Below are 21,971 nucleotides of genomic sequence, written 5' to 3'. Positions count from 1 at the left end.
GTCTCCCCTGGTCGGGTCTATCTGGTGTGGTCTGGCGTGGTCTCGTGCAGTGCGGAGCGGCGCGGGGCGGTGCGGGGCGGTGCGGAGCGGGCAGGCCGTGGCGGCGCGGTCAGGCGCGCGGACCGCCGGCGCGCAGCCCGCCCGGCAGCTCGATGGCGCCGGTCTCGAGGTGGCCGACGCGCGACACCTCGGGCCCGAGGAACCGCTTCGCCAGCCGCAGGAACGCCGCCTCGTCCGCACCGGTGGCCTCGAACTCGTAGTGCGGCACGCTGCCGGCCGGCGCCTCGAGGTCGTGGTCGACGAGGGTGCGGTAGACGTCGGCGGCCGTCTCGTCCGCGCTGGAGACGAGGCGCACCTCCGGCCCCATCACGTACTGGATGGCGGCCGACATCAGCGGGTAGTGGGTGCAGCCGAGCACGAGCGTGTCGACGCCGGCCTCGCGGAGCGGTGCGAGGTAGCCCGCGGCGACCTCGCGCAGCTCGGGGCTCGAGGTGTCGCCCGCCTCGACGAACTCGACGAACCGCGGGCACGCCTGCGTGAAGAGCTGCAGGTCGGAGGCCGCCGCGAAGGCGTCCTCGTAGGCGCGCGAGCGGACGGTGCCCTCGGTGCCGACGACCCCGATGCGCTTGTTCCGCGTCTGGCCCACGGCGGAGCGCACGGCCGGCTGGATGACCTCGACGACCGGGATGCCGGCACCCGTCGTGTAGCGCTCGCGCGCGTCGCGGAGGACCGCGGCCGAGGCGGTGTTGCAGGCGATCACGAGCAGCTTGACGCCCTGGGCGACGAGGTCGTCCATGACGGCGAGCGCGTACTCGCGCACCTCGGCGATGGGCTTCGGGCCGTAGGGCGAGTGGGCGGTGTCGCCGACGTAGAGCACGGACTCGCGCGGCAGCTGGTCGATGATCGCCCGCGAGACGGTCAGGCCGCCCACGCCGCTGTCGAAGACTCCGATGGGTGCGTGCGTCACGGTCGTCGAGCCTACCCGGACGGAGGCGCGCCGCACCCGGGCGCCCTGGTCCCGGCCCCCTCCCCCCGCCTAGGGTGGAGAGGTGACCAGTGCCCTGCTGACCGACCGCTACGAGTTCACGATGGTGGAGGCGGCCCTCAAGGCCGGCACCGCCGACCGACGATGCGTGTTCGAGCTCTTCGCCCGCCGCCTCCCCCAGGGTCGCCGCTACGGCCTCGTGGCCGGCACCGGGCGCTTCCTCGCCGAGCTGACGCAGTTCCGGTTCGGCGACGCCGAGCTCGCCTGGCTGCGCGACGGCCGCATCGTCGACGACCGCACCGTCGACTGGCTCGCCGACTACCGCTTCTCGGGCGACATCCGCGGCTACGCCGAGGGCGAGGTGTACCTGCCGGGCTCGCCCCTCCTCGTCGTCGAGTCGACCTTCGCCGAGGGCGTGCTGCTCGAGACGCTCGCCCTCAGCGTCTTCAACTACGACTCCGCCGTCGCGAGCGCCGCGGCACGGATGGTCTCGGCGGCCGACGGCCGGCCGCTGGCCGAGATGGGCTCGCGGCGCACCGGCGAGCGCAGCGCCGTGGCGGCGGCACGGGCCGCCTACGTCGCGGGCTTCGTCGCCACGAGCAACCTGGAGGCAGGACGCACCTGGGGCGTCCCGACGATGGGCACCGCCGCCCACGCCTTCACCCTCCTGCACGACACCGAGCGCGAGGCGTTCGAGGCGCAGGTCGCGAGCCTCGGGCCCGGCACGACGCTGCTCGTCGACACCTACGACATCCCGGCGGCGGTGCGCACGGCCGTCGAGGTCGCCGGCACCGGCCTCGGCGCGGTCCGCATCGACAGCGGCGACCTCCCTGCGCTCGTGTCGCAGGTGCGCGCGCAGCTCGACGACCTCGGCGCCACGGGCACGAAGATCACCGTGACGAACGACCTCGACGAGTACACGATCGCGGCGCTGCGGGCGGCGCCGGTCGACAGCTACGGCGTCGGCACGTCCGTCGTGTCGGGCTCGGGCCACCCGGCGGCCGGGATGGTCTTCAAGCTGGTCGCCCGTCAGGGCACCGACGGCGAGTGGGCGTCGGTGGCGAAGAAGTCCGCGGACAAGGCGACCATCGGCGGCCGCAAGGCACCGGTGCGCGTGCTCGTCGACGGCGTCGCGACGACCGAGCTCGTGCGCATCGGCGACGGGGGCCCGGGCGAGGGCGAGGAGCGACCGCTGCTCGTGTCGCTCGTCACCGACGGCGTGGTCGACGACCGCTGGACCGGGCCGCAGGGCGTGCAGCGCGCGCGGGACCACCGTCAGGCCGCCGTCGACGAGCTGCCGCCGAGCGCGTTCCGGCTCGGCCTGGGCGACCCCGTGCTGCCGACGGTCTACGAGTGAGCGGTGCCTGCCGGGTGACGGACGGGACCTACTCGGACTTCATCTTCTCGTAGACCTCTTTGCAGGTCGGGCAGACGGGGAACTTCTCGGGGTCGCGCCCCGGCGTCCACTTCTTGCCGCAGAGCGCCTTGACGGGCTTGCCGCTGAGCGCGGACTCCATGATCTTGTCCTTCTTCACGTAGTGCGAGAAGCGCTCGTGGTCGCCGGGGTCGACGGCGTCCTCGGTGAGGAGCTTCTCGAGCTCGCGATCCAGGACGTCGAGTCCGCCGCCGGTCTGTGTGTCGCTCATGGCGACCATCGTACGTCAGCTGCGCAGGGTGAAGGCGAGCAGCTCGGGCGCACGACGAGTGAACGTGCGCGAGCCGATCGCGACGCCGACGACGAGCACGACGACGCCGGCGGCGAGCCCCGTGACGAACGACCACATGTCGGCGTCCTGCTGCCCCTGCAGCAGGTAGCGGCCGGCGAACCAGAGCGACGGGGACGTCGCGAGGACAGCCCCTCCGATCATCGTGACCTGGGCCGTCACCGAGGCGCTGCCGTGTGCCTGGGGCTGCTGGAACGGGTCGTCGTGCGGACGCACCGCCGCGTAGGGCATCGCGGCCGAGACGATGCTCGACAGCCCCAGGCCGCTCAGCAGCAGCCCGGCGGACACCCCGATCTCGGGCAGCAGGGCGCCCCGGTCGCCGAAGAGCCACGTGGCGACGAGCGAGCCGAGCACGACGAGCGGCACCCCGATGAGCAGAGGAGGCGCGAGGCGGCCCACGCGGTCCGCGAGGCCCCGCGTGCCGGCCGCGACGTGCAGCCACAGGGCGGTGCTGTCGTACGCGACGTCGTTGTGCGGGAGGAACCCGAGGATGAGGCACATGAGCGGCACCGGCAGGAGCGCGAGCCAGTGCCAGCTGATCCCCGCGATGCCGAGCGGGACGACGAGCAGCGGCAGGATCGGGATGATGACGAGGGACATGCGGTAGCGCGCGTCCCTCATCCAGTAGGTCAGGCTCCGGCCCGCGACGGCACCGGTCGGGCTCGCCCGGACGAACTCGAACCAGCCGAGGCCGGCCGCGTCGTCCGCGACGTCGGGCTCGGGCTGGTCGACGAAGGCGCGGGCCACGAGCGCCCGCCACGCGAGCCAGAGGGCGACGAGGGTGACGACCGCCACCACGAGGTCCGCGACGACCCGGCCCGTCTCGCCGACCGCGGCGTGACCCGGGAGGGCGAGGGCGGCGCCGAACGGGGTCCAGGCGAGCACGTCGGCGACGACCCCGCTCGTCCTGCCGCCGGGGAGGGTGGCACGGACCAGGTCGATGACGAGGGGCACGAGCAGCACCGCGACCACCACGCCCCCCGCGACCAGGAACTGACGAGCCCGGCGGGTGGTGAGGACGACGCTGTTGATCGTCGCCGCCACCAGTGACGCGAGGTAGGCCGTGGCACCGGCGAGGACGACGGCGAGGACCGCGAGCGACGCGATGCCCTGGCCCTCGCCCCACGAGCGCACGTAGCCGGGAGCGACCGCGACGAGGGCGAGCACGGGCAGGCCGACCGCACCGCCGAGGGCGAGTCCGACGGCCGCCGACCCCTCGGGCACGCCCAGGACGGCCAGGCGGCGGGGGTCGCTCCACGGGGGCCGGACCCGCGCGAACGGCAGCACGCTGTAGGCGACGAGGACGAGCGCCCCGGCGCCCACGACGAGCGCACGGACGTCGCTGAGCGGATCGTCGCGCAGCGAGCCCGCGAGGGCGGACACGGCGAAGGAGGCGCCGAGGACGAGGAGGACCGACACGACCGTGACGAGCAGCCGGCGCGGCTCGTGCCGGACGGTGTTCGCGATCGTCTGGAGCCTCAGTCGGAGAAGCTCTGCAACCATTCCATGCCCTCCGTGACGGCTCGGCCGCCGGCCAGCTCGACGAACGTCTGCTCGAGGGATCGGCCGGCCCTGACCTCGTCGACCGTCCCGCTCGCGAGTACGTGGCCGTCGACGATCACCGCGACGCTGTCGCAGATGCGCTCGACGAGGTCCATGCTGTGGCTCGACAGCAGCACCGTGCCGCCGCCGGCGACGTAGCGCTGGAGCACGTCCGTCACCGTGGCCGCCGACACCGGGTCGACCGACTCGAACGGCTCGTCCAGCACGAGCACGCGGGGCGAGTGGATGACGGCCGCCGCGAGGGCGATCTTCTTCGTCATGCCGACCGAGTAGTCGGCGACGAGACGGCCGAGCGCGTCCTGCAGCCCGAAGGCGGCCGCCAGGTCCGCCGAGCGCTTGCGGGCCGTGGCCCCGTCGAGTCCCCGGAGGGTCGCGGAGTAGTAGAGGAGCTGGGCGCCCGTGAGTCGGTCGAAGAGCCGGAGGCGGTCGGGCAGCACCCCGAGGGCGCGCTTGGCGGCCGCAGGGTCGTCCCACACGTCGGAGCCGAGCACCGAGACGGTGCCCGCGTCGGGTCGCAGGAGCCCGGTGACGATCGAGAGGGTGGTCGTCTTGCCCGCGCCGTTGGGGCCGACGATGCCGTAGAACGAGCCGGCCCGCACCTCGAGGTCGACGCCCTCGACGGCGACCGTGCTGCCGTACCTCTTCGCGATCCCCTTGATCGAGAGGACCACGGGGCGCTCCGCGTCGTCGGCAGGAGGCGCGGTCGCCTCGTCGGGGCCCGTCGCGTCGTCCGTGACCACGGCCGGCAGCTCGTCGTCGTCCGTGCCCGCGTCGACCGACCCGGACTCGTCGTCCGTGCCCGCGTCGACCGACCCGGACTCGTCGTCCGTCTCGACCGCCGGCTCGTCGGGCGCGGTCGCCAGTGCGACGCCATCGTCGTCGGCCTGGACGGGCTCCGCCTCGTCGGGCGCGCCGTCGGCGTCGGCCGGCAGGGCGACGGCGACGCCCGGCACGCTCTCGTCGACGTCGTCGGACTCGACCACGGCCTGCTCCTCGGCGGCGGGCACGCCGTCGAGCTCGGCCACGGCCTCCTCGGCGACGGCCGCCTCCTGGGCGGCGGCCTCGGCGGCGGCAGCTTCCTCGGCCGCCGCGGCGGCAGCAGCCGCCGCCCGGGCGCGTGCGTTCGCGGCCCGCGTGGCCGCGGCCTTCTTGGCGGCGGCCGACCGGTCGGCAGCCGTGCGGGTCGAGGCGGGCTTGCGACCGGCCGACGTGGTCCGAGGGCTCCTCGGGGCGGGAGACGCGCCTCCTCGGGAGGGGGTCCGCTCGCGTCCCGGCTGCTCCCGCTGGCCCGTCGTGCCCTGGCCGGGCCCGTCGACCGTCGCCACCCCGTCCGGTGCGTCCGTCGGCGTCGCCTCGTCGTCCATCTGATCCCCCCGGTGAAGCACGTCCCCGCCGCTGCGCGTCGCCTCGTCGGGATGCAGGGCACCCTCCTGGTCGTCGCGCGCGGAAGCCATCGCACCACCGTACCAAGCGAGCGAGCCCGGCACGCCCGCCCTGAGGACGATCACGAAAGGGACACGACCTCGACCAGCACCTGCCGCTGAGCGACCGCTCGCTGTAGTCTGGGCGAGCACGACGACGTGTCCGCATCGAGTCCCGAGGGTGAACGCCGCCCGAACACCAGACGGAGGGGCGCCACAGACGGCGCCCGACCGCACCTCCCGGGGCACGACCCAGAAGCACGACCGACACCTGTCCAGACCCGGGGCCCGCCCCACGGATCTCCGATCCGAGGTCCAGGCGGCGCACCGTGACGGCCCTCACCACCGGCCGGCACGGAACGACAGGCAGACAGTCAGCCCCACGAGGAGACAGACGTGAGCAAGACAGACAGCACCGCCCCCCAGATCGTGATCCTGGCCGCCGGCCTCGGCAGCCGCCTCGGTCGTTCGCTCCCCAAGGCGCTCACCGAGCTGAGCGACGGCCGCACCATCATGCAGCAGCAGTTCGACAACATCCGGTCGGCGTTCGGGCCCGACGCCCGCATCACCGTCGTCGTCGGCTACAAGTTCGAGCACATCGTCGAGGCGTTCCCCACCGCCTCCTTCGTCTACAACGAGCAGTACGACCAGACGAACACCTCGAAGAGCCTGCTGCGCGCGCTGCGTGCCAGCACGTCCGGCGGCGTCCTCTGGATGAACGGCGACGTCGTGTTCGACCCCGAGGCGCTGCGCCGCGCCGCGCGTCAGGTCCGCGACGAGCAGTCGTTCGTCGCCGTCAACACCTCGAAGGTCTCCGACGAAGAGGTCAAGTACACGACCACCGCCGAGGGCTACATCGCGCAGCTGTCGAAGCAGGTCGTGGGCGGCCTGGGCGAGGCGGTCGGCATCAACTTCGTCGCCAAGGCCGACAAGGCCGTCCTCATGCGCCAGCTGGCCAAGGTCGACGCGCAGGACTACTTCGAGCGCGGCATCGAACTGGCCATCGAGCAGGACGGGCTACTCTTTGAGCCCGTGGACATCTCCGACCTCTACGCCGTCGAGGTCGACTTCGCCGAGGACCTGGAGCGCGCGAACCTCTTCGTGTGACCGGGGCCCGCCCCGTCGGCCGGGATGTCCCCCGAGACCGAGGACACCCGTGAGCACAGCCCTGGCCGATCGTCCCCGGCGCACCGGGGCCGCCCGCTACCGGCAGACGCTGTGGCTGCTGACCAGCCGCGACCTCAAGGTCCGGTACTCGACGTCGGCGCTCGGCTACGTCTGGTCGATCCTCGACCCGCTGGTGATGGCGGGGATCTACTTCTTCGTCTTCCAGGTGGTGTTCCAGCGATCGGTCGGCGAGGACCCGTACATCGTCTTCCTGCTGAGCGGGCTCCTCCCGTGGATGTGGTTCAACGGAGCAGTCTCCGACAGCACGCGCGCCTTCATCCGCGAGGCGAAGTTGGTGCGGTCCACGAAGATCCCCCGCACGATCTGGGTGTTCCGCCTCGTCGGCTCCAAGGGCATCGAGTTCGCCCTGAGCCTGCCGGTGCTCGCCCTGTTCGCGGTGCTCGGCCGAGCCGAGCTGCACTGGCAGGTGGTCTTCCTGCCACTCGCCATGGTCATGCAGACCGTGCTCGTCGCCGGCGTGGGGCTGATCGTCGCCCCCCTGGTCGTGTTCTTCCGCGACCTCGAACGCGCGACCAAGCTCGCCCTCCGGTTCCTCTTCTACGCGTCCCCGATCATCTACGGCACCCGCGACCTGCCCGAGAGCCTGCACCTCCTCGCGGCCTTCAACCCGCTGAGCGGGATCTTCGGCCTCTACCGGTCCGCGTTCTTCCCCGAGCAGCTCGACCTGCTCGAGGTCCTCGTCGGAGGCGGCATGTGCCTGCTCCTCCTCGCCGTCGGCCTCGCGGTGTTCCGGGCCAGCGAGCGCGCCGTGCTGAAGGAGATCTGATGACTCCCCCCACCGGCGACCAGCCCGTGATCCGCGTCGAGGGCGTCGGCATCCGGTTCCGCCGCAACCGTCGCGGACGCCGCTCCTTCAAGGACCTCTTCTCCGACTCGAGCCGGCGGTCGCGCCCCGGCGAGTTCTGGGCCCTCCGCGACGTCTCGTTCGACGTCCGTGCGGGCGAGGCGATCGGGGTCGTGGGCCGCAACGGGCAGGGCAAGTCGACTCTGCTCAAGCTCGTGGCTGAGGTCATCCTCCCCGACACGGGGTCCGTCTCGGTCTCGGGAGGCGTCGCCCCCCTCATCGAGATCACCGGCGGCTTCGTCGCCGACCTCACCGTGCGCGAGAACGTCTACCTCACCGCGGGGCTGCACGGCATGCGCCGGGACGAGATCGACGAGCGCTTCGACGAGATCATCGACTTCGCCGAGATCGCCGCGTTCGTCGACACCCCCTACAAGCACCTCTCGAGCGGCATGAAGGTCCGGATCGCGTTCGCCGTCATCTCCCGGCTCGAGGAGCCCGTCATCCTCGTCGACGAGGTCCTCGCGGTGGGCGACAAGGCCTTCCGCGAGAAGTGCTACGGGCGCATCGAGCAGATGCTGGCCGACGGCCGCACGCTGTTCCTCGTGTCGCACAACGAACGCGACCTCAAGCGCTTCTGCGCCCGGGGCCTCTACCTCGACAAGGGCGAGCTGGTCTTCGACGGCCCGCTCGACGAGGCCCTCGCCCGCTATGCCTCCGATCATCCTCCCCGGCCCGCGGCGTAGCATCCGGTGATGCCCGATCGCCACGTCTCGCCCCGTCCCGCCGAGGACGACATCGTCCGCATCGATCCCGCTACCGGGTCTCCCGAGCCGTACCGGGCCGCGTCGCAGGACGGCCAGGTCGTCGACTCGGCGTGGCTGCGTCGTCTCGACCGCCTCCTCGCCGTCCAGCGGCCCGTGGTCGTCAAGCACGTCGCGGCCCTGCGGCGCCGCCACCGCAAGGCGGACCCGGCCAAGCTCATCCGCATCCTCGAGCGCGAGTACCTGACGGCCGTCACGTCCGGCGGGGCGGCCGTCGGGGCGAGCGCGGTCATCCCCGGCGTCGGCTGGGGCATCTCCCTCGCCCTCTCCGGGGTGGAGACCGCGGGGTTCCTCGAGGCGAGCGCCCTGTTCGCCCAGTCCGTCACCGAGGTGCACGGCATCGCCGTCACCGACCCGGAACGCGCCCGGGCACTCGTCATGACGATGATGATGGGCGCCCCCGGCGCGACCCTCGTCCGGCAGTTCGCCGGGGAGGCGCTGGGCACGGCCCCTGCGCGCAGTGCGTTCTGGGGCGAGCTGGTCACGCAGAAGCTCCCCAAGACCGCCATCAGCGGACTGACCGACACCGTCCGCAAGCACTTCGTCCGGCGCTTCGCCGCGTCGCAGACCGCCACGGTCCTCGGCAGGGCCGTCCCGTTCGGCATCGGCGCGGTCGTCGGCGGCACCGGCAACCACCTGCTGGGGCGCAAGGTCGTCGCGAGCGCGAGGGACGCGTTCGGACCGGCTCCCGCCTCCTTCCCGGTCGAGCTCGGGGCCTGACGCACCTGGCGGCCCGACGGACCGCCGCGGCGTCGTCGTGCGGCGCGAGGTCGTTCCTCCCCCGACAGGGCGCACTCCACAGGGCGGAGCGGGAAGGGTCGCGGGTCCGACCTACCGTCACGGCATGACCGTGACAGCTCCCACCGCCTACAGCGTCCCCTTCCGTCTCGACCGCTCGCGCGGGCCGCGGGTCGTCCGCATCGTCAACGACGGCAGCGAGACCGTGTCGTCCCTGAGGGTCACCTTGCTCGGCTCCGGCCTCCTGGTGCCCGTGAGCACCGGCACCCTGGCCCCAGGGCAGTCCCTCGCCCTGAGCGTCATCGGCCCCGAGCTCGTGGCGAGCTCGATCGCCGTCGTGCGGTGGTTCCGGCCGTCCCGGGAGGAGTACCTCTGGCGGTTCAGCTTCTGACGGCGCGGGCGCGCCGCTCCGCCACGTAGTCGGCAGCCGAGAACGCCTCGAGCACAGGCGGCAGGTGGTCGCCCGACATGCCGCCGACCAGCACGGCCGGGTCGACGCCGAGCACCGCCGCGAGTCGCACGATCGTGTGGAGGACGGGGTTGCCGACGCCGCGCTCGATCTTGCCGTAGTTCGACACGTTCATCCCCGCGAGGTGGGCGACCTCGTCCTGGCTGAGCCCGAGGCGCTGACGCTCGCCGCGGACACGTTCACCGAAGAGCAGGGCGGCGGGCGACGAGGGATCGGGCATGCCTCATGGATACGCCCCTCAGCGATGCGGTGCCAGATTCCAGACGCCTGGATGCCACGGCAACGAGCGCTGCATGCCTCTGACTACGACCAAGGACCGAGCCTAGGAGGCGGTCGTGCCGCCCGAGGACTCGGTGTCCGATGCGTCGATGTCCGCCGCATCGGCGCGTCGGGCGAAGTCGTCCCTCCTCTCGACGAGCTGCAGCACCGCCTCCTCGAACCGCCTCGTGGCGGCGCCGGGAGTCGTGTCGCCGAAATACCGGCGGACCCAGTGCTCGAGGCGTCGACGGGCCTCCGGGTCGTCACGGACGCGGTCCACCACGTCGACGACGTCGCCGGCCTCGGCGGCCTCGAGCCACTCGGCGGCCCCGAGGTAGCCTCGTTCGTCGACGTCGGCCTCGGCGGACGCCGGCCTCGTCACGAGGAGGGGCCGGCCCGTCGCGAGGCGGTCGTAGATCATCGCCGAGACGTCGGTGATCGCGACGTCCGCGGTCGTGAGCTGCCAGCCGAGCTGGGGGCTGGTGTCGTAGACGTGGCCGGCTCCGGGCGTCGCCGCGTTCGCGGCCTCGATCGCCGCGACGACCGCCTCGTGCGCGCGACGGTAGTCACGGTCGACCACCCCGCTGCGAGGGTGCGGACGGTAGACGAGCCGGTGGCGCCCCGACGCCAGCAGCGCTTCGGCCAGACGGACGCCGTGCGTCGCGATCGACCCGTAGGTGGCCGCCGGACGGTCGCCCTCCCAGGTCGGGGCGTAGAGCACGACGATGCGGTCGTCCGGCTCGAACGGGGGCGTCCCCGCAGCGTGGTCGGCCTGGGGCCGGCCGATGGGCACGGCACGGCGGTCGAGGTCGTAGTCCCAGAGGGCGGCCTCGAGCCGTGCCCGGGCGGCGTCGCCTGCGATGAAGGCGTAGTCGTACGCCTTGAACTGGTTCGTGGTCATGTACATCTTGTCGCTCTCGCCGTGGTTGACGAAGACGTGCCACATGCGCCCGTAGCGCATCATCTGGAAGTTCTTGGCGTTCTGGTTCACGTACAGGGTCATGGCCAGGGGATGCGACCCGACGAAGTCCTCGAGGTCGACGACCTGACGGGCGTAGACGACGGGGACGGGCGACTCCTCCAGCAGGGCGAGCATGGCGCCGGGCGAGCGCGCGACGATGGCGACGGGGACGGTCTCGGCGAGATGAGCCAGCGGCGCGTACCACTGCCTGATCTGGTACATGTTCACCGCCGTGTCCGCGAAGTAGACGGCGACGCGGACCGTCCCGGGCGCCGGGCGCCGGCGGTCGTCGCCGAGACGCTCGAGCTGCCGGCGCTGACGCCGCGACTTCCAGGCGCGCGAGGCCAATCCCCTGGCGAGCGAGAGATCCCGTTTCAAGGGCACGGAGGGTCCTCCTGTGGTGCTGATGTGCCCGACGACCGTCGCGCACCGGGGTGTTCCAGGCTAGATCACCGGGGGTCGACCGGACCTGGACATGCGCAGGACCGTTACCCAACCGATGGACCGACGGCCGCCGGGAGACGTGCGCCAGCCCTCGGCCCAGCCGCCGAACCAGGCCCCGAGGCGGGCCGGCGTCGAGGCCCAGCGCAGCACCTGCACCGCCGTCCAGCTGCCGACGTACACGGGGACGAGCGGCCACGGCAGGTTCCGCTTGGCGAGCCACACCCGGTTGCGGGCGTTGAGCCGGTGGTACTCGGCGTGGCGCGCGGGGTCGATCGCGGGGTGGTGCGCCACGAGTCCGCCCTCGTACCGGACCCGGAGGCCCTGCGCCCAGACCCGCCAGGCGAGCTCGATGCCCTCGTGGGCGTAGAAGTAGGGCTCGCCCCAGCCCCCGCAGGCGTCGAAGACCCGGCGAGGCATCACCGTGGCGCCCTCCCAGACCGAGAAGACGTCGCTCGGCTCCGCAGGGTCGCCCTTGCGCAGCCGCGGGATCCAGCGGCGGGGCGAGGTGGCCCCGGAGGCGTCGACGACCCGGGGCTGGACGAGCCCCACGTCGCCCTCGCGCCGCATCAGCTCGATCGCGTCGGCGAGGAACGTCGGGGAGGGGATGCTCGCGTCGTCGTCGAGGAAGAACACCCACTCGCCCGACACGCGCTCGGCGCCGCGGTTGCGACCTGCGGGGATGCCGACGTTCTCGGGGAGCGTCAGGACCGACACGCCCTCGGGCACGGGGCCGGGGCCCCCGCCGTTCCCGACGCACACGACGTCGACCTCGACGCCGACCTGCGCGAGGACGCTCTCGAGGCCGCGGCGCAGGTCGTCGGGCCGGCGGCCCTGGGTCAGGCTGACGACCCCGACCCGAGGTGTCGACCGAGCCGCCTCGCCGCTCAGGAGCGGACCCTCTTCGACGCCATGATGGCCACGAAGTGGCCCACGAGGGCGACCACGGACAACGGCAGCAGCAGCGACACGAGCACGCGGTCCGCCAGGGGCTCGCCGGCGACCAGCCCCACGAGGGCGGCGACGAAGGCGAGCATCGTCAGCTCGACGGAGTGGTAGAGCCGGTGGAACGGGACGAAGCGGGCGGCGGAGCGGAGCCGTGACAGGAGGCGCCCGCTGGGGACGGTCGCGCCGCCGCGCTTGTCCTCGAGGCGCGTCAGGCCGGCGTTGGCCCGGGCCACGTGCACCATGTCGTTGAGGGCCTTGTTGAGGACGATGACGAGCGCGAGCGCCGTGCCGAGCGTCGTCCAGAGCCAGTCGGCGGGCACGTCGAACGGCCAGCCGGCCGCCCGGACCCCGAGCGCCAGGGGGATGAGGGCCTCGGTCGAGTAGTGCCCGACCTTGTCGAGGAACACCCCGGCCGGCGAGCTCGTCCCCCGCCACCGGGCGACCTCGCCGTCGCAGCAGTCGAACAGCATCTGCAGCTGGCCGAGGACGAGGGCGAGCATCGCGCCGCCGATCCCGGGCACGAGCAGCGCTGCGGCGGTGGCCCACCCCGTGAGGATCATGAGCCCGGTGACGCCGTTCGCGGTGACGCTCGTCTTGAGCAGCCACCACGTGAGGTAGGGCGAGACGTCGCGCAGGTAGAGCGAGGCCGTCCAGTGCTCGGCGTTGGCACGGCTGCGGACCTCGGGCGGCTGAGCCACCCGTCGCAGTTCGGCGATGGACGTGGGACGCGTGGGCAGCGCGGTCATGGCGTGAGGCTATCTTCCCGTGTGCGCGGTGATGTTCCCCGTCAGGTCGAGGAACCCCGCCACGAAGCCGAGCCCCCAGCCGAAGTGGATGGAAGGCAAGACTACGAGAAACCACAGCCGCGTGCGGAGACCGTCGCCCCGGGCCACGAGGACGGCGGCCAGCACCACGAAGGCGGCGTAGAGACCGGGCACGACGAGCCCGAGCAGTGCCCAGGCCGCCGCCGTCCCCGTCAGCGCGCCGACGAGGCCCACCAGCCCGGCCAGCACGCCCAGGGCGACGCCCACCACCATCGCGGGCGGCACGAGGTAGCGGAGCGTGTTGGCCTTGGGGAACCGCCGCGCGAGCTCGCCCCGCCACAGCCCCGTGGCGACGAACTGCCGGGCGAGCTTGCGGAGGCTGGGTCGCGGACGGTACGTCACCACGAGCTCGGGCGTGAACCAGACGGTGCCCCCGGTGGCGCGGAGGCGGCGGTTGAGCTCCCAGTCCTGGCCGCGCTTGACGCCTTCGTCGAACAGCCCGACCTCGAGGAGGCGGTGGCGCAGGAACACGCCCAGGTAGGCCGTCTCGGTCGGCCCCTCCGCACCTCCGACGTGGTGGGGGGTGCCGCCGAGCCCGACCCGGCTGCCGTACGCGCGGGCCACGGCCTTCTCGAAGGGGGTGCGCCCCTCGGCCAGCATGATGCCGCCGACGTTGTCGGCGCCGCTGCGGCGCAGCGCGTCGACGGCCAGCCGCGTGTAGTCGCGCGGGAGCACCGAGTGCGCGTCGACCCGCACCGTGATCGGGTGGACGCTGGCGCGGATGGCCACGTTCAGGCCCGCCGGCGTGGAGCCGACCGGGTTGGGCAGCGTGCGGATGCGGGGGTCGGCGGCCGACATCGCCGCGACGACCTCGTTGGTGCCGTCGACGCTCGGACCGAGGGCCAGGAGGACCTCGAACGGCCCCTCGTAGTCCTGGTCGACGAGGCTCTCGACCGCGGCGCGGATCTCGCGCTCCTCGTTGAGCACGGGCATGACGTAGGACACGCCGGGCGCCGAGCTGTCGGGGAAGGTCATGGAGGGGCCTCGGGATGCGGCGCTGACGCGCTGGCGGACGAGACCGGAGCCCCGCGGAGATCCCGCCGAGCCTACCAAGGCCGCAGGGCGGGCCGGGGCAACAGGTGCCCCGGTCCGCCCTGAGGAGGAGCCGTGTCGTCCCCGAGGTCAGCTCGTGAGCGTGTCCAGGGTCACCTGGGCGGTGGCCTCCGCGCCGTCCCGCACGTACGTCAGCTCGGCCGTGGCGCCCCCGGCGAGGAACCGGACCTGGGCGGTCAGGTCGGTGCGGCTCGTGACCGCGATGCCGTTGAACTCGGTGACCACGTCGCCGGCCCGCAGGCCCGCCTCCTGGGCCGCGCCTCCCTGGCTGATCTCGACGATGAGCGCTCCGACACGGTCGGCGCCCTGCGCCGTGGCCGCGTCGTCGACGCTCGCGCCGAGGAGGCCGTGGGTGGCGCTGCCGTTCGCGATGATCTCCTTCGAGACCCGCTGCACGAGGGCGGAGGGGATGGAGAAGCCCACGCCGATGCTGCCCGAGGACGAGCCGGAGCTGGCGATCGCCACGTTGAGGCCGATCAGGTCGCCCTCGGCGTCGAGCAGCGCGCCGCCCGAGTTGCCGGGGTTGATCGACGCGTCGGTCTGGATGACCGGCAGCGAGATCACGCTGCTCGCCTGGTTCTGGGTGCTCCCGTCGCCGTTGTTGAACGAGAACGGCCCCTGGCCGTTGTTGTCGCCCTGGTCGCCCTGGTCGCTGCCGTCGCTCGGCGCGGCCGAGGACTGGACGGTGATGCTGCGGTTCAGGGTCGACACGATGCCGTCGGTCACGGTGTTCGAGAGGCCCAGGGGCGCACCGATGGCCACGGCGGTGTCGCCCACGTTGAGCTTGGACGAGTCGGCGAAGGTGATGGGCTTGAGGCCCGTGGCGTCGACCTTGAGGACGGCGAGGTCGACGGTGGGGTCGAGGCCGACGACCTCTGCGGGCAGGATGTTGCCGTCGCTGAGGGTGACGGTCACCGTGCCCGAGGCACTCGCGCCGTCGAGGGTCACGACGTGCGTGTTGGTGACGATGTAGCCGTCGTCGGACACGATGACGCCGGACCCTGTACCGCCCGACGATCCGCTCGCGACGTTGATGGTGACGACGGACGGCGTGGCCTTGGCCGCGACGGCCGTGATGGCCGTGGCGTCGTCGTAGTCGTTGACCGTGAGCTCACGCGACGGGCCGCTCGAGGCGGTCGTGCCGCCGCGTCCGTCGGCGACCACTCCTCCCACGACTCCGCCGAGCGCGCCGCCCGCGATCAGGCCGACGGCGAGGGCGGCCGCGAGGACGCCCTTGCCGCCGCGGCGCTTCGTCGTCGTCGAGGTGGGAGGCGCCCAGGAGGCGGCACCCTGGGGAGCTCCGCCCGTGGCGGGCCGCCCGAAGGCGTCCGTCTGCTGCGACGACGCCTGCGCGTACTGCGACCCCTGCGGCGCCTGCTGGTACGACGAGGACTGCTGGTACGAGGCCGGTTGCTGGTAGGAACCAGGTTGCTGGTAGGAACCAGGCTGCTGGTACGACGCAGGCTGCTGGTGGGCCGCGGGCTGCTGGTACGAGGCGGGCTGCTGGTACGACGCCGGCTGCTGCTGGGCTGCAGGCTGCTGGTACGACGCCGGCTGTTGGTAGGTCCCAGGCTGCTGCGGCGCGGCAGGGCGCCCGTCGGCCGAACCGGCGCGCGCGGCCGCCTCGTCGGCGAGGGATCCCGGCGTGCTGCCCGGCAGGGGCGGTGCGCCGAACGTCACCGGGGGCTCCTGCCCGCGCGGGGCGGTGGCGGCCGTCTCGGGAAGGCCTGCGGCGTCCGGTCGGTCGGCCCGCGCCTCCTCGGCGGGGCCCCCGGTCGTCGGCGCCTCGTTCGTCGCGTCGGCGTCGTGGTCGTGGTGGGGACCGACGTGGTCGTCCGCGCCTCGGGGGGTCTCGTTCATGAGGGTGTGCTCCTTCCAAGCCCTGACAGCCTGGTCGCGGAAGCTGTGCAGCGCATAAGACCCGCCTGGGAGCGGGCTGCGGTCAGCTTATGCGTCCGCCGGTGAGGGTCGGCCTGCCCCCGCTGAGGTGCCCGGTCGTGCGGGTACCGTGACAGCACCATGACTGCACCTGCCCCCTGGGAACGTGCCGCGCGCGGCGCGATGCTGCTCGACGGTGCCGGCCGCGCCGCGCCCACCGTCTTCGCCGAGATGTCCGCGCTGGCGGCCCGCACCGGGGCGATCAACCTCGGCCAGGGGTTCCCCGACGAGGACGGCCCCCGGGTCGTGCTCGACGCCGCCCACGCCGCCCTCGACGCCGGCCTGAACCAGTACCCGCCCGGTCGCGGCAGGCCCGAGCTGCTCGAGGCCGTCGCCGAGCACCAGCGGCGTTTCTACGGCATCGAGCTCGACCCGGGACGCGAGGTGCTCGTCACGGCCGGCGCCACCGAGGCACTGGCCGCGACGGTCCTCGCCCTCGTCGACGACGGTGACGAGGTCGTCACCCTCGAGCCGTTCTACGACGCCTACGGAGCCGTGATCGGCCTCGCCGGCGGGGTGCACCGCACCGTCACGATGCGCGGGGCCGAGTTCTCGGTGGACCACGCCGAGCTGCGCGCGGCGTTCTCCGACCGCACGGCCCTCGTGATCGTGAACGACCCGCACAACCCGACGGGGACGGTGCGCGACGCGGCGACGAGGCAGCTCGTGGTCGACCTCGCGCGCCGCCACGACGCCGTCCTCGTCACGGACGAGGTCTACGAGCACCTGCTCTTCGACGGTGCCGCGCACGTGCCGCTCTCGACCCTGCCGGGCGCCGCGGAGCGCACCCTGAGCATCTCCAGCGGCGGGAAGACCTTCAGCACGACGGGCTGGAAGATCGGCTGGCTCACCGGCCCCGAGCACCTCGTGTCGAAGGTGATGACGGTGAAGCAGTACCTCACGTTCGTGAACGGCTCGGTCTTCCAGCCCGCGATCGCCGTGGGGCTGGGCCTGCCGGACGAGTGGTTCGCGGGGCTCGCCGCCGGCCTGCAGCGCAAGAGGGACGTGCTCGCCGACGGCCTCGCCGCAGCCGGCTTCTCGGTCGCGCCGTCCCGAGGCGGCTACTTCGTCGTCGCCGACGCCGCCCCGCTCGGCTTCCCGGACGCCGCCGACCTCTGCCGGCGACTGCCCGAGCTCGCCGGCGTCGTCGGCGTCCCCGTCAGCGCCTTCTGCCACGAGGAGGCGGCGGTCGAGCACGCGTCGCGCATCCGGTTCGCGTTCTGCAAGCGCACGGAGGTGCTCGAGCAGGCGGCCCGTCAGCTGGCGGCCCTGCGCGTCTGAGGGGCGGGCAGGGCGCCTCCTCGACTCACGGGGTCTCGCCGGCCGCACCGGCCGCGTGGCGCGCGCCGGCCGTGTCGCTGCGTGCCGTGGCGCGCTCGGCGAGCACGGCGCCGGCCTCCGCGAGCCACCGCTGCGGCTCCGCCCACGAGGCGGCGGCTCCCCCGGCCAGGACGGACGTGTCGACGACGTCCACGAACCCGGCCGGGTCCGCTGCCACCTGGCCGGCCACCAAGGCGACCGGCACGTCGAGGGCACGAGCCGAGGAGGCGACCCACGAGACGAGCTTGCCGCCCGCCGTCTGCTCGTCGAACCGCCCCTCCCCGGTGACGACGAGGTCGGCCTCGGCGACCAGGCGGTCGAGCCCCACGACCTCGGCGACCGCCTCGGCGCCGGAGACGACCGTCGCGCCCCAGACGAGGAGCCCGAAGCCCGTCCCGCCCGCGGCCCCGGCGCCCGGCGTCGACGGATCGGCGTCGACCAGCACGGCGAAGCCCTCGAGCGCACGCTCGAGGGCCAGGACGTCGTCGGGCCCGGCGCCCTTCTGTGGACCGAACACGGCAGCAGCGCCGCACGGCCCCAGCAACGGCGCCGTCACGTCGGACCAGATCTCGACCCCGCCCGCGGGCAGGGGCCGGAGACCGGACAGGTCGACCCGCACGGTCGCGGCCAGCCCGTGCGACCCGTCGACGACGGGCTCGCCCAGGGAGTCGAGGAGGCGCGCGCCGAGCTCCGTGAGGAGCCCGGCTCCCCCGTCGGTCGACGCGCTGCCGCCCAGCCCGACGACGAGGCGCCGCGCACCTGCGTCGAGCGCGTCGGCGAGCACCCGGCCGAGGCCGCGCGTGTGGGCGTCGTGGGGCGCGGGCGCCGACATGAGCCCGAGGCCGCTCGACGACGCGAGCTCGGCCACGGCCGTGCCGTCGGGGAGCATCAGCCAGGACGCGGTGACAGCCCGCCCGTCGGGGCCGGGCACGACGACCTCGTGACGCGTGCAGGTCGGGAGCGCGGACTCGAGGGCATCGAGGGTGCCCTCCCCGCCGTCGGCCAGGGGCAGCTCGGTCACGTGGTCACCCGACCGCACGGAGCGCCACCCCTCGGCGACGGAGGCGGCCACGGCGGCGGCGCCCGCGGTCCCCTTGAAGGAGTCGGGCGCGACGACGACGGCGAGGCCTGGCACAGGGACATGCTGGCACACCGGGCGCCAGGCACGGGAGAGTCGGACGCCGGGAACGACAGAAGCCCTGATCGAGTGATCAGGGCTTCTGTCGTGGTGCTGCGTTGGTTGCGGGGGCAGGATTTGAACCTACGACCTCTGGGTTATGAGCCCAGCGAGCTACCGAACTGCTCCACCCCGCGGCACGAGAAGAAACTTATCACGCCATCTGACGCGCCACAAATCGAGGTCGCGCGAGGTGCTGTCGGGCGAGCCTGGTCATCCGCAGAGCGCCTGCGAAGACGGCGACGGCCGCCCCTCGACTCGTCGAGGGGCGGCCGTCGCCGTCAGGTCAGGACGTCACTGGCCGCTGGCGGCCACCGCGTCCTCGAGGGCGGTCTGGAGGCGCTGGTCGGCCTCCGCCGCCGCCACCAGGTCGTTCGACGCGTACGCCGCCGCACGGTCGTCCAGCGCGGACTGAGCGTCGGCCAGGGCCGCGTCCAGCGCCGAGTTGCCCGTGTCGGTGCCCGCGTCCGGAGCCGGCGTCGCCGTGCCCGGGTCGGTGGTCCCCGAGTCGGTGCCCGTGTCGCCGCCGGTGTCCGTCGACGTGCCGTCGTCCGTCTCGGGCACGGCGTCGTCTCCGGCGACCGCCCCGGAGTTGCCGCCGAACAGCGAGTCGAGCGCGCCGTTCAGGGTGTCCTCGAAGGCGATCTTCTCGCCGAACGAGACCAGCACCTTCTGCAGCACCGGGTACGACGTCTCGGAGTTCGACTTCACGTAGATCGGCTGGACGTAGAGCAGGCCCCCGCCGACGGGGAGCGTGAGCAGGTTGCCCCGCACGACGCTCGTGTCACCTCGGGTGAGGAGCGCCAGCTGGTTCGCGACCGCCGTGTCGGTGTTGAAGTTGTTCTGCACCTGTCCGGGGCCGGGCACCGTGTCGGTCTTCGGCAAGGTCAGCAGCGAGAGCTTCCCGTAGTTCTCCGAGATCTCCCCCGGCGTCGAGCCGGCGTCCGCGTTGGCCGCCAGGTACCCGGTCAGCACGTTCCTCGCGTTCTCGCCCGACTGCTGCGGGATGTACGTCGAGTAGATGGAGAAGGCCGGATCCTGGTCGGGCAGCTGGAGCGTCAGGTAGTACGGCGGCTGCAGCGGCGGGCTGGCCGCGTTGCTCGTCGGCTCGTTGGGCGTGACCCACGCGTCGTCGCTCGAGTAGAACGAGTCCGCGTCGGTGACGTGGTACGTGCCGAGGATGGCGCGCTGCACCTTGAACATGTCCTGCGGGTAGCGGACGTGCTGCATGAGCTCGACGCTCATGTCGCTGAGCGGGCTGACCGTCGACGGGAAGATCTTCTCCCAGGTCTTGAGGATCGGGTCCTCGGTGTCCCAGGCGTAGAGGTCGACCGACCCGTCGTAGGCGTCGACCGTCGCCTTGACCGAGTTGCGGATGTAGTTGATCTCGTTCGACGCGTAGACGGGACGCTCGGTGTAGGTGTCGGCGATCGCGTCGGACAGGGCCTGCGGCTTCGAATACGGGTACTCGCGCGTCGTCGTGTAGGCATCGACGATCCACTTGACCTTGCCGTCGACCACGGCCGGGTAGGGCGCGCTGTCGATGGTCAGGTACGGAGCCACCTTCTGCACCCGCTGCGCCGGGTCGCGGTCGTAGAGGATCTGCGAGCCGTCGTTGACGGCGTCGGACAGGAAGACCTGCTCGGACTGGAACTTGATGGCGTAGATGAGCTTCTTGAAGGCGCTGTCGAGCTTGGGCCCGCCGTCGCCGCTGAAGGTCGTCGTCTGGTTCGTGCCGTTGTCGTTGCTGCCCGAGGGGTAGTCGAGCTCGATGTCGTCGCCTCCCTCGCCGCCGACGATCGAGTAGGCGGGCGACTCCTGGCCGAAGTAGATCCGCGGCTCGTACTCGTCCGCGTCGCCGAGCGCGCCGTTGACGGGGATGCCCGACTCGAGGAACACGGGCTGGCCGTCGGCCGAGCGCTGGTTGCCGTAGGCCGCGACGACGCCGTAGCCGTGGGTGTAGACGAACGTCGTGTTGTAGGGCGTGGCCGAGCTGCCGAGCTGGTCGGTGTTGAGCTCGCGCACGGCGATCACCGTGTCCTGCGTCGCTCCGTCGATCGTGTAGCGGTCGACGGAGAGCTGCTCGGGGAAGCTGTAGTACTGGCGGTACTGCTGCAGCTGGGCGAAGGCGTCGGTCACGAGGGCCGGGTCGATGATGCGGATGTTCGCGGTCGTGACCGCGTCGCCGGCCAGGGCGCCCGCCTCGGCGTCGGACACGGCGTCGTACGGCTGCTCCTCGACGTCGGAGACGCCGTATGCGTCCCGGGTGGCCTGGATGTTGCGGTCGATGTACGTCGACTCGACGGTGCGCTCGCTGGGCTCGACCTGGAAGCGCTGGACGATCCACGGGTAGATGCCGCCGACGATGATGCTGATGATGATCAACGCGGCGGTGCCGATGACCGAGAGGCGCCAGCGGCCGATGATCGCGGTCACGACGAACAGCACGGCGACGACCGCCGCGGCGAGCGCGAGGATCTGCTTTCCGGGGATGCCGGCCGCGACGTCGGTGTAGGTGGCACCCGTGATGAGCTTGTTGGTGCCGTCGGAGAGTGTGGCGTACTGGTCGAGCCACAGGCTGACGCCCTGGAGCAGCAGGTAGACGGCGGCGGTCACGGCCAACTGGATCCGCGCGACCCGCGAGATGCGGACGTCGCGGCCCGAGAAGCGGAGCGCTCCGTACAGGTAGCTCGTGGCGACCGCGGCGATGCCGCTGATCAGCACGACCGCCGACGCGAAGCCGACGACGCCCTGGTAGAAGGGCAGCTCGAACACGTAGAAGCCCACGTCGAGGCCGAACTGCGGGTCGGTCTGGCCGAAGGGCGTGCGGTTGAGCCACTGGAGGGTCGTCTGCCAGTTGGTGGACGTGGCGATGCCGGCGAACAGGCCGAGGACCACGGGGACGCCGATGACGACGACACGGCGCAGCGGCTCGATGACCTGCTGGTAGCGGTCGAGCTGCGAGTTGAGCTTGGCGTAGACCGGCCGGAACCGGAACGCGACCTCGATGCTCACCCACACCGGCACGGCCATGGCCACGAAGCCGACGAAGAACATCGCCGCCCCGGCCAGCCACTGGGTCGTCAGCACGTTGGCGAAGCCCAGCTGGTCGTACCAGAGGTAGTCCGTCAGCAGCGACGAGAAGATGAAGAAGGCGATGACCAGGGCGGCGAGGACCGCCACCGTCACCAGGACGGGCAATCGGGGCGAGCGTCGTACGGGTCGCGACGATGCAGGTGACGTCAAGTGGTTGCTCCTGGATCAGGGGACGTGGACGGCCATCCTACGGGGGCCGCTCCTGAACAGGCTGCGAGCCCGCCCATCGTCCTCGACGCGTCCATGAGGGAGCTGGACG

At 72.5% G+C, this 21,971-nt stretch carries 19 protein-coding genes and 1 tRNA gene; 7 read left to right on the top strand and 13 right to left on the bottom strand.

Features of this window, described 5'->3' with window-relative positions; translation table 11 throughout:
* Positions 1–109 precede the first annotated feature (109 nt).
* The gene (gene murI, locus EDF18_RS12980; protein ID WP_123548166.1) at positions 110–967 is read right to left on the bottom strand and encodes a glutamate racemase; all 858 of its coding nucleotides are present in this window, start codon (positions 965–967) and stop codon (positions 110–112) included.
* Between the two features lie 82 nt (positions 968–1,049).
* On the opposite strand from murI, the gene EDF18_RS12975 reads away from it, so the two are divergent.
* Positions 1,050–2,342, top strand: a complete 1,293-nt coding sequence (locus tag EDF18_RS12975; RefSeq protein ID WP_123548165.1) for a nicotinate phosphoribosyltransferase — start codon at positions 1,050–1,052, stop codon at positions 2,340–2,342.
* A 28-nt stretch (positions 2,343–2,370) separates the two neighbouring features.
* Here the strand turns inward: EDF18_RS12975 and EDF18_RS12970 are convergent, their stop codons facing one another.
* From EDF18_RS12970 to EDF18_RS16505, 3 genes are read right to left on the bottom strand one after another with little or no spacing between them, the layout of a single operon-like run.
* Positions 2,371–2,631, bottom strand: coding sequence for a DUF3039 domain-containing protein (locus EDF18_RS12970; protein ID WP_123548164.1), 261 nt, complete (start codon positions 2,629–2,631; stop codon positions 2,371–2,373).
* Between the two features lie 15 nt (positions 2,632–2,646).
* Entirely contained in the window at positions 2,647–4,212 is a 1,566-nt protein-coding gene (locus EDF18_RS12965; RefSeq protein WP_123548163.1) for an ABC transporter permease, read from the bottom strand.
* Positions 4,188–5,726: an ABC transporter ATP-binding protein gene (locus EDF18_RS16505; protein WP_233569134.1), complete on the bottom strand. Its 1,539-nt coding sequence runs from the start codon at positions 5,724–5,726 to the stop codon at positions 4,188–4,190. Before EDF18_RS16505 ends, EDF18_RS12965 begins: the two co-directional genes overlap by 25 nt.
* A 363-nt stretch (positions 5,727–6,089) precedes the next feature.
* Between EDF18_RS16505 and EDF18_RS12955 the strand changes: the two genes are divergently transcribed.
* From EDF18_RS12955 to EDF18_RS12935, 5 genes are all read left to right on the top strand, one after another.
* A complete protein-coding gene (locus EDF18_RS12955) occupies positions 6,090–6,800 on the top strand; it encodes an NTP transferase domain-containing protein (protein ID WP_233569133.1) in 711 nt (236 codons plus the stop codon).
* 49 nt (positions 6,801–6,849) lie between these two features.
* Positions 6,850–7,647 (top strand): ABC transporter permease, encoded by a 798-nt coding sequence (locus EDF18_RS12950; protein WP_123548162.1) that lies wholly within the window; start codon positions 6,850–6,852, stop codon positions 7,645–7,647.
* Positions 7,647–8,411, top strand: coding sequence for an ABC transporter ATP-binding protein (locus tag EDF18_RS12945; protein ID WP_123548161.1), 765 nt, complete (start codon positions 7,647–7,649; stop codon positions 8,409–8,411). Before EDF18_RS12950 ends, EDF18_RS12945 begins: the two co-directional genes overlap by 1 nt.
* A gap of 9 nt (positions 8,412–8,420) precedes the next feature.
* Complete coding sequence (locus tag EDF18_RS12940) at positions 8,421–9,209, top strand: hypothetical protein (protein WP_233569132.1); 789 nt, start codon at positions 8,421–8,423, stop codon at positions 9,207–9,209.
* A 124-nt stretch (positions 9,210–9,333) separates the two neighbouring features.
* A complete protein-coding gene (locus tag EDF18_RS12935; protein WP_123548160.1) occupies positions 9,334–9,618 on the top strand; it encodes a hypothetical protein in 285 nt (94 codons plus the stop codon).
* On the opposite strand, the gene EDF18_RS12930 is transcribed toward EDF18_RS12935, so the two are convergent.
* The 6 genes from EDF18_RS12930 to EDF18_RS12905 all read right to left on the bottom strand — a co-directional run bounded on the left by EDF18_RS12930 (position 9,608) and on the right by EDF18_RS12905 (position 16,041).
* The gene (locus tag EDF18_RS12930; protein WP_123548159.1) at positions 9,608–9,916 is read right to left on the bottom strand and encodes a helix-turn-helix domain-containing protein; all 309 of its coding nucleotides are present in this window, start codon (positions 9,914–9,916) and stop codon (positions 9,608–9,610) included. The genes EDF18_RS12935 and EDF18_RS12930 overlap by 11 nt on opposite strands.
* A gap of 102 nt (positions 9,917–10,018) precedes the next feature.
* The gene (locus EDF18_RS12925; protein ID WP_233569131.1) at positions 10,019–11,299 is read right to left on the bottom strand and encodes a CDP-glycerol glycerophosphotransferase family protein; all 1,281 of its coding nucleotides are present in this window, start codon (positions 11,297–11,299) and stop codon (positions 10,019–10,021) included.
* A 60-nt stretch (positions 11,300–11,359) separates the two neighbouring features.
* Positions 11,360–12,247 carry a glycosyltransferase family 2 protein gene (locus EDF18_RS12920; protein ID WP_123548347.1) on the bottom strand — a complete coding sequence of 296 codons (888 nt, stop codon included), beginning with the start codon at positions 12,245–12,247 and terminating at the stop codon, positions 11,360–11,362.
* Complete coding sequence (locus EDF18_RS12915; protein ID WP_123548158.1) at positions 12,244–13,050, bottom strand: CDP-alcohol phosphatidyltransferase family protein; 807 nt, start codon at positions 13,048–13,050, stop codon at positions 12,244–12,246. The genes EDF18_RS12920 and EDF18_RS12915 overlap by 4 nt, the downstream gene beginning before the upstream one ends.
* Positions 13,051–13,059: 9 nt before the next feature.
* Positions 13,060–14,103 (bottom strand): glycosyltransferase family 2 protein, encoded by a 1,044-nt coding sequence (locus EDF18_RS12910; RefSeq protein WP_123548157.1) that lies wholly within the window; start codon positions 14,101–14,103, stop codon positions 13,060–13,062.
* Positions 14,104–14,250: 147 nt separating this feature from the next.
* Positions 14,251–16,041 carry a S1C family serine protease gene (locus EDF18_RS12905; protein ID WP_123548156.1) on the bottom strand — a complete coding sequence of 597 codons (1,791 nt, stop codon included), beginning with the start codon at positions 16,039–16,041 and terminating at the stop codon, positions 14,251–14,253.
* Positions 16,042–16,200: 159 nt separating this feature from the next.
* Between EDF18_RS12905 and EDF18_RS12900 the strand changes: the two genes are divergently transcribed.
* Positions 16,201–17,400 (top strand): aminotransferase class I/II-fold pyridoxal phosphate-dependent enzyme, encoded by a 1,200-nt coding sequence (locus EDF18_RS12900; RefSeq protein WP_123548155.1) that lies wholly within the window; start codon positions 16,201–16,203, stop codon positions 17,398–17,400.
* A 25-nt stretch (positions 17,401–17,425) separates the two neighbouring features.
* Here the strand turns inward: EDF18_RS12900 and EDF18_RS12895 are convergent, their stop codons facing one another.
* From EDF18_RS12895 to EDF18_RS12885, 3 genes are all read right to left on the bottom strand, one after another.
* Positions 17,426–18,574, bottom strand: coding sequence for a glycerate kinase (locus EDF18_RS12895; RefSeq protein WP_123548154.1), 1,149 nt, complete (start codon positions 18,572–18,574; stop codon positions 17,426–17,428).
* 102 nt (positions 18,575–18,676) lie between these two features.
* Positions 18,677–18,753 (bottom strand) — tRNA-Met (locus tag EDF18_RS12890).
* Positions 18,754–18,910: 157 nt separating this feature from the next.
* Entirely contained in the window at positions 18,911–21,817 is a 2,907-nt protein-coding gene (locus EDF18_RS12885) for a UPF0182 family protein (RefSeq protein WP_369878343.1), read from the bottom strand.
* Positions 21,818–21,971: the final 154 nt, after the last annotated feature.

The sequence above is a fragment of the Frigoribacterium sp. PhB107 genome (assembly GCF_003751515.1).
Lineage (GTDB): Bacteria > Actinomycetota > Actinomycetes > Actinomycetales > Microbacteriaceae > Frigoribacterium.
Note: the sequence above shows the minus strand (reverse complement) of the source record. Positions and strands in the feature narration are given on the sequence as shown.

What these genes read in the sequence shown, in the direction of transcription:
- EDF18_RS12970 (WP_123548164.1), bottom strand. Translation starts at nt 2,631, where the DNA reads ATGAGCGACACACAGACCGGCGGCGGACTCGACGTCCTGGATCGCGAG.
- EDF18_RS12965 (WP_123548163.1), bottom strand. Translation starts at nt 4,212, where the DNA reads ATGGTTGCAGAGCTTCTCCGACTGAGGCTCCAGACGATCGCGAACACC.
- EDF18_RS16505 (WP_233569134.1), bottom strand. Translation starts at nt 5,726, where the DNA reads ATGGCTTCCGCGCGCGACGACCAGGAGGGTGCCCTGCATCCCGACGAG.
- EDF18_RS12945 (WP_123548161.1), top strand. Translation starts at nt 7,647, where the DNA reads ATGACTCCCCCCACCGGCGACCAGCCCGTGATCCGCGTCGAGGGCGTC.
- EDF18_RS12940 (WP_233569132.1), top strand. Translation starts at nt 8,421, where the DNA reads ATGCCCGATCGCCACGTCTCGCCCCGTCCCGCCGAGGACGACATCGTC.
- EDF18_RS12935 (WP_123548160.1), top strand. Translation starts at nt 9,334, where the DNA reads ATGACCGTGACAGCTCCCACCGCCTACAGCGTCCCCTTCCGTCTCGAC.
- EDF18_RS12930 (WP_123548159.1), bottom strand. Translation starts at nt 9,916, where the DNA reads ATGCCCGATCCCTCGTCGCCCGCCGCCCTGCTCTTCGGTGAACGTGTC.
- EDF18_RS12915 (WP_123548158.1), bottom strand. Translation starts at nt 13,050, where the DNA reads ATGACCGCGCTGCCCACGCGTCCCACGTCCATCGCCGAACTGCGACGG.
- EDF18_RS12910 (WP_123548157.1), bottom strand. Translation starts at nt 14,103, where the DNA reads ATGACCTTCCCCGACAGCTCGGCGCCCGGCGTGTCCTACGTCATGCCC.
- EDF18_RS12905 (WP_123548156.1), bottom strand. Translation starts at nt 16,041, where the DNA reads ATGAACGAGACCCCCCGAGGCGCGGACGACCACGTCGGTCCCCACCAC.
- EDF18_RS12900 (WP_123548155.1), top strand. Translation starts at nt 16,201, where the DNA reads ATGACTGCACCTGCCCCCTGGGAACGTGCCGCGCGCGGCGCGATGCTG.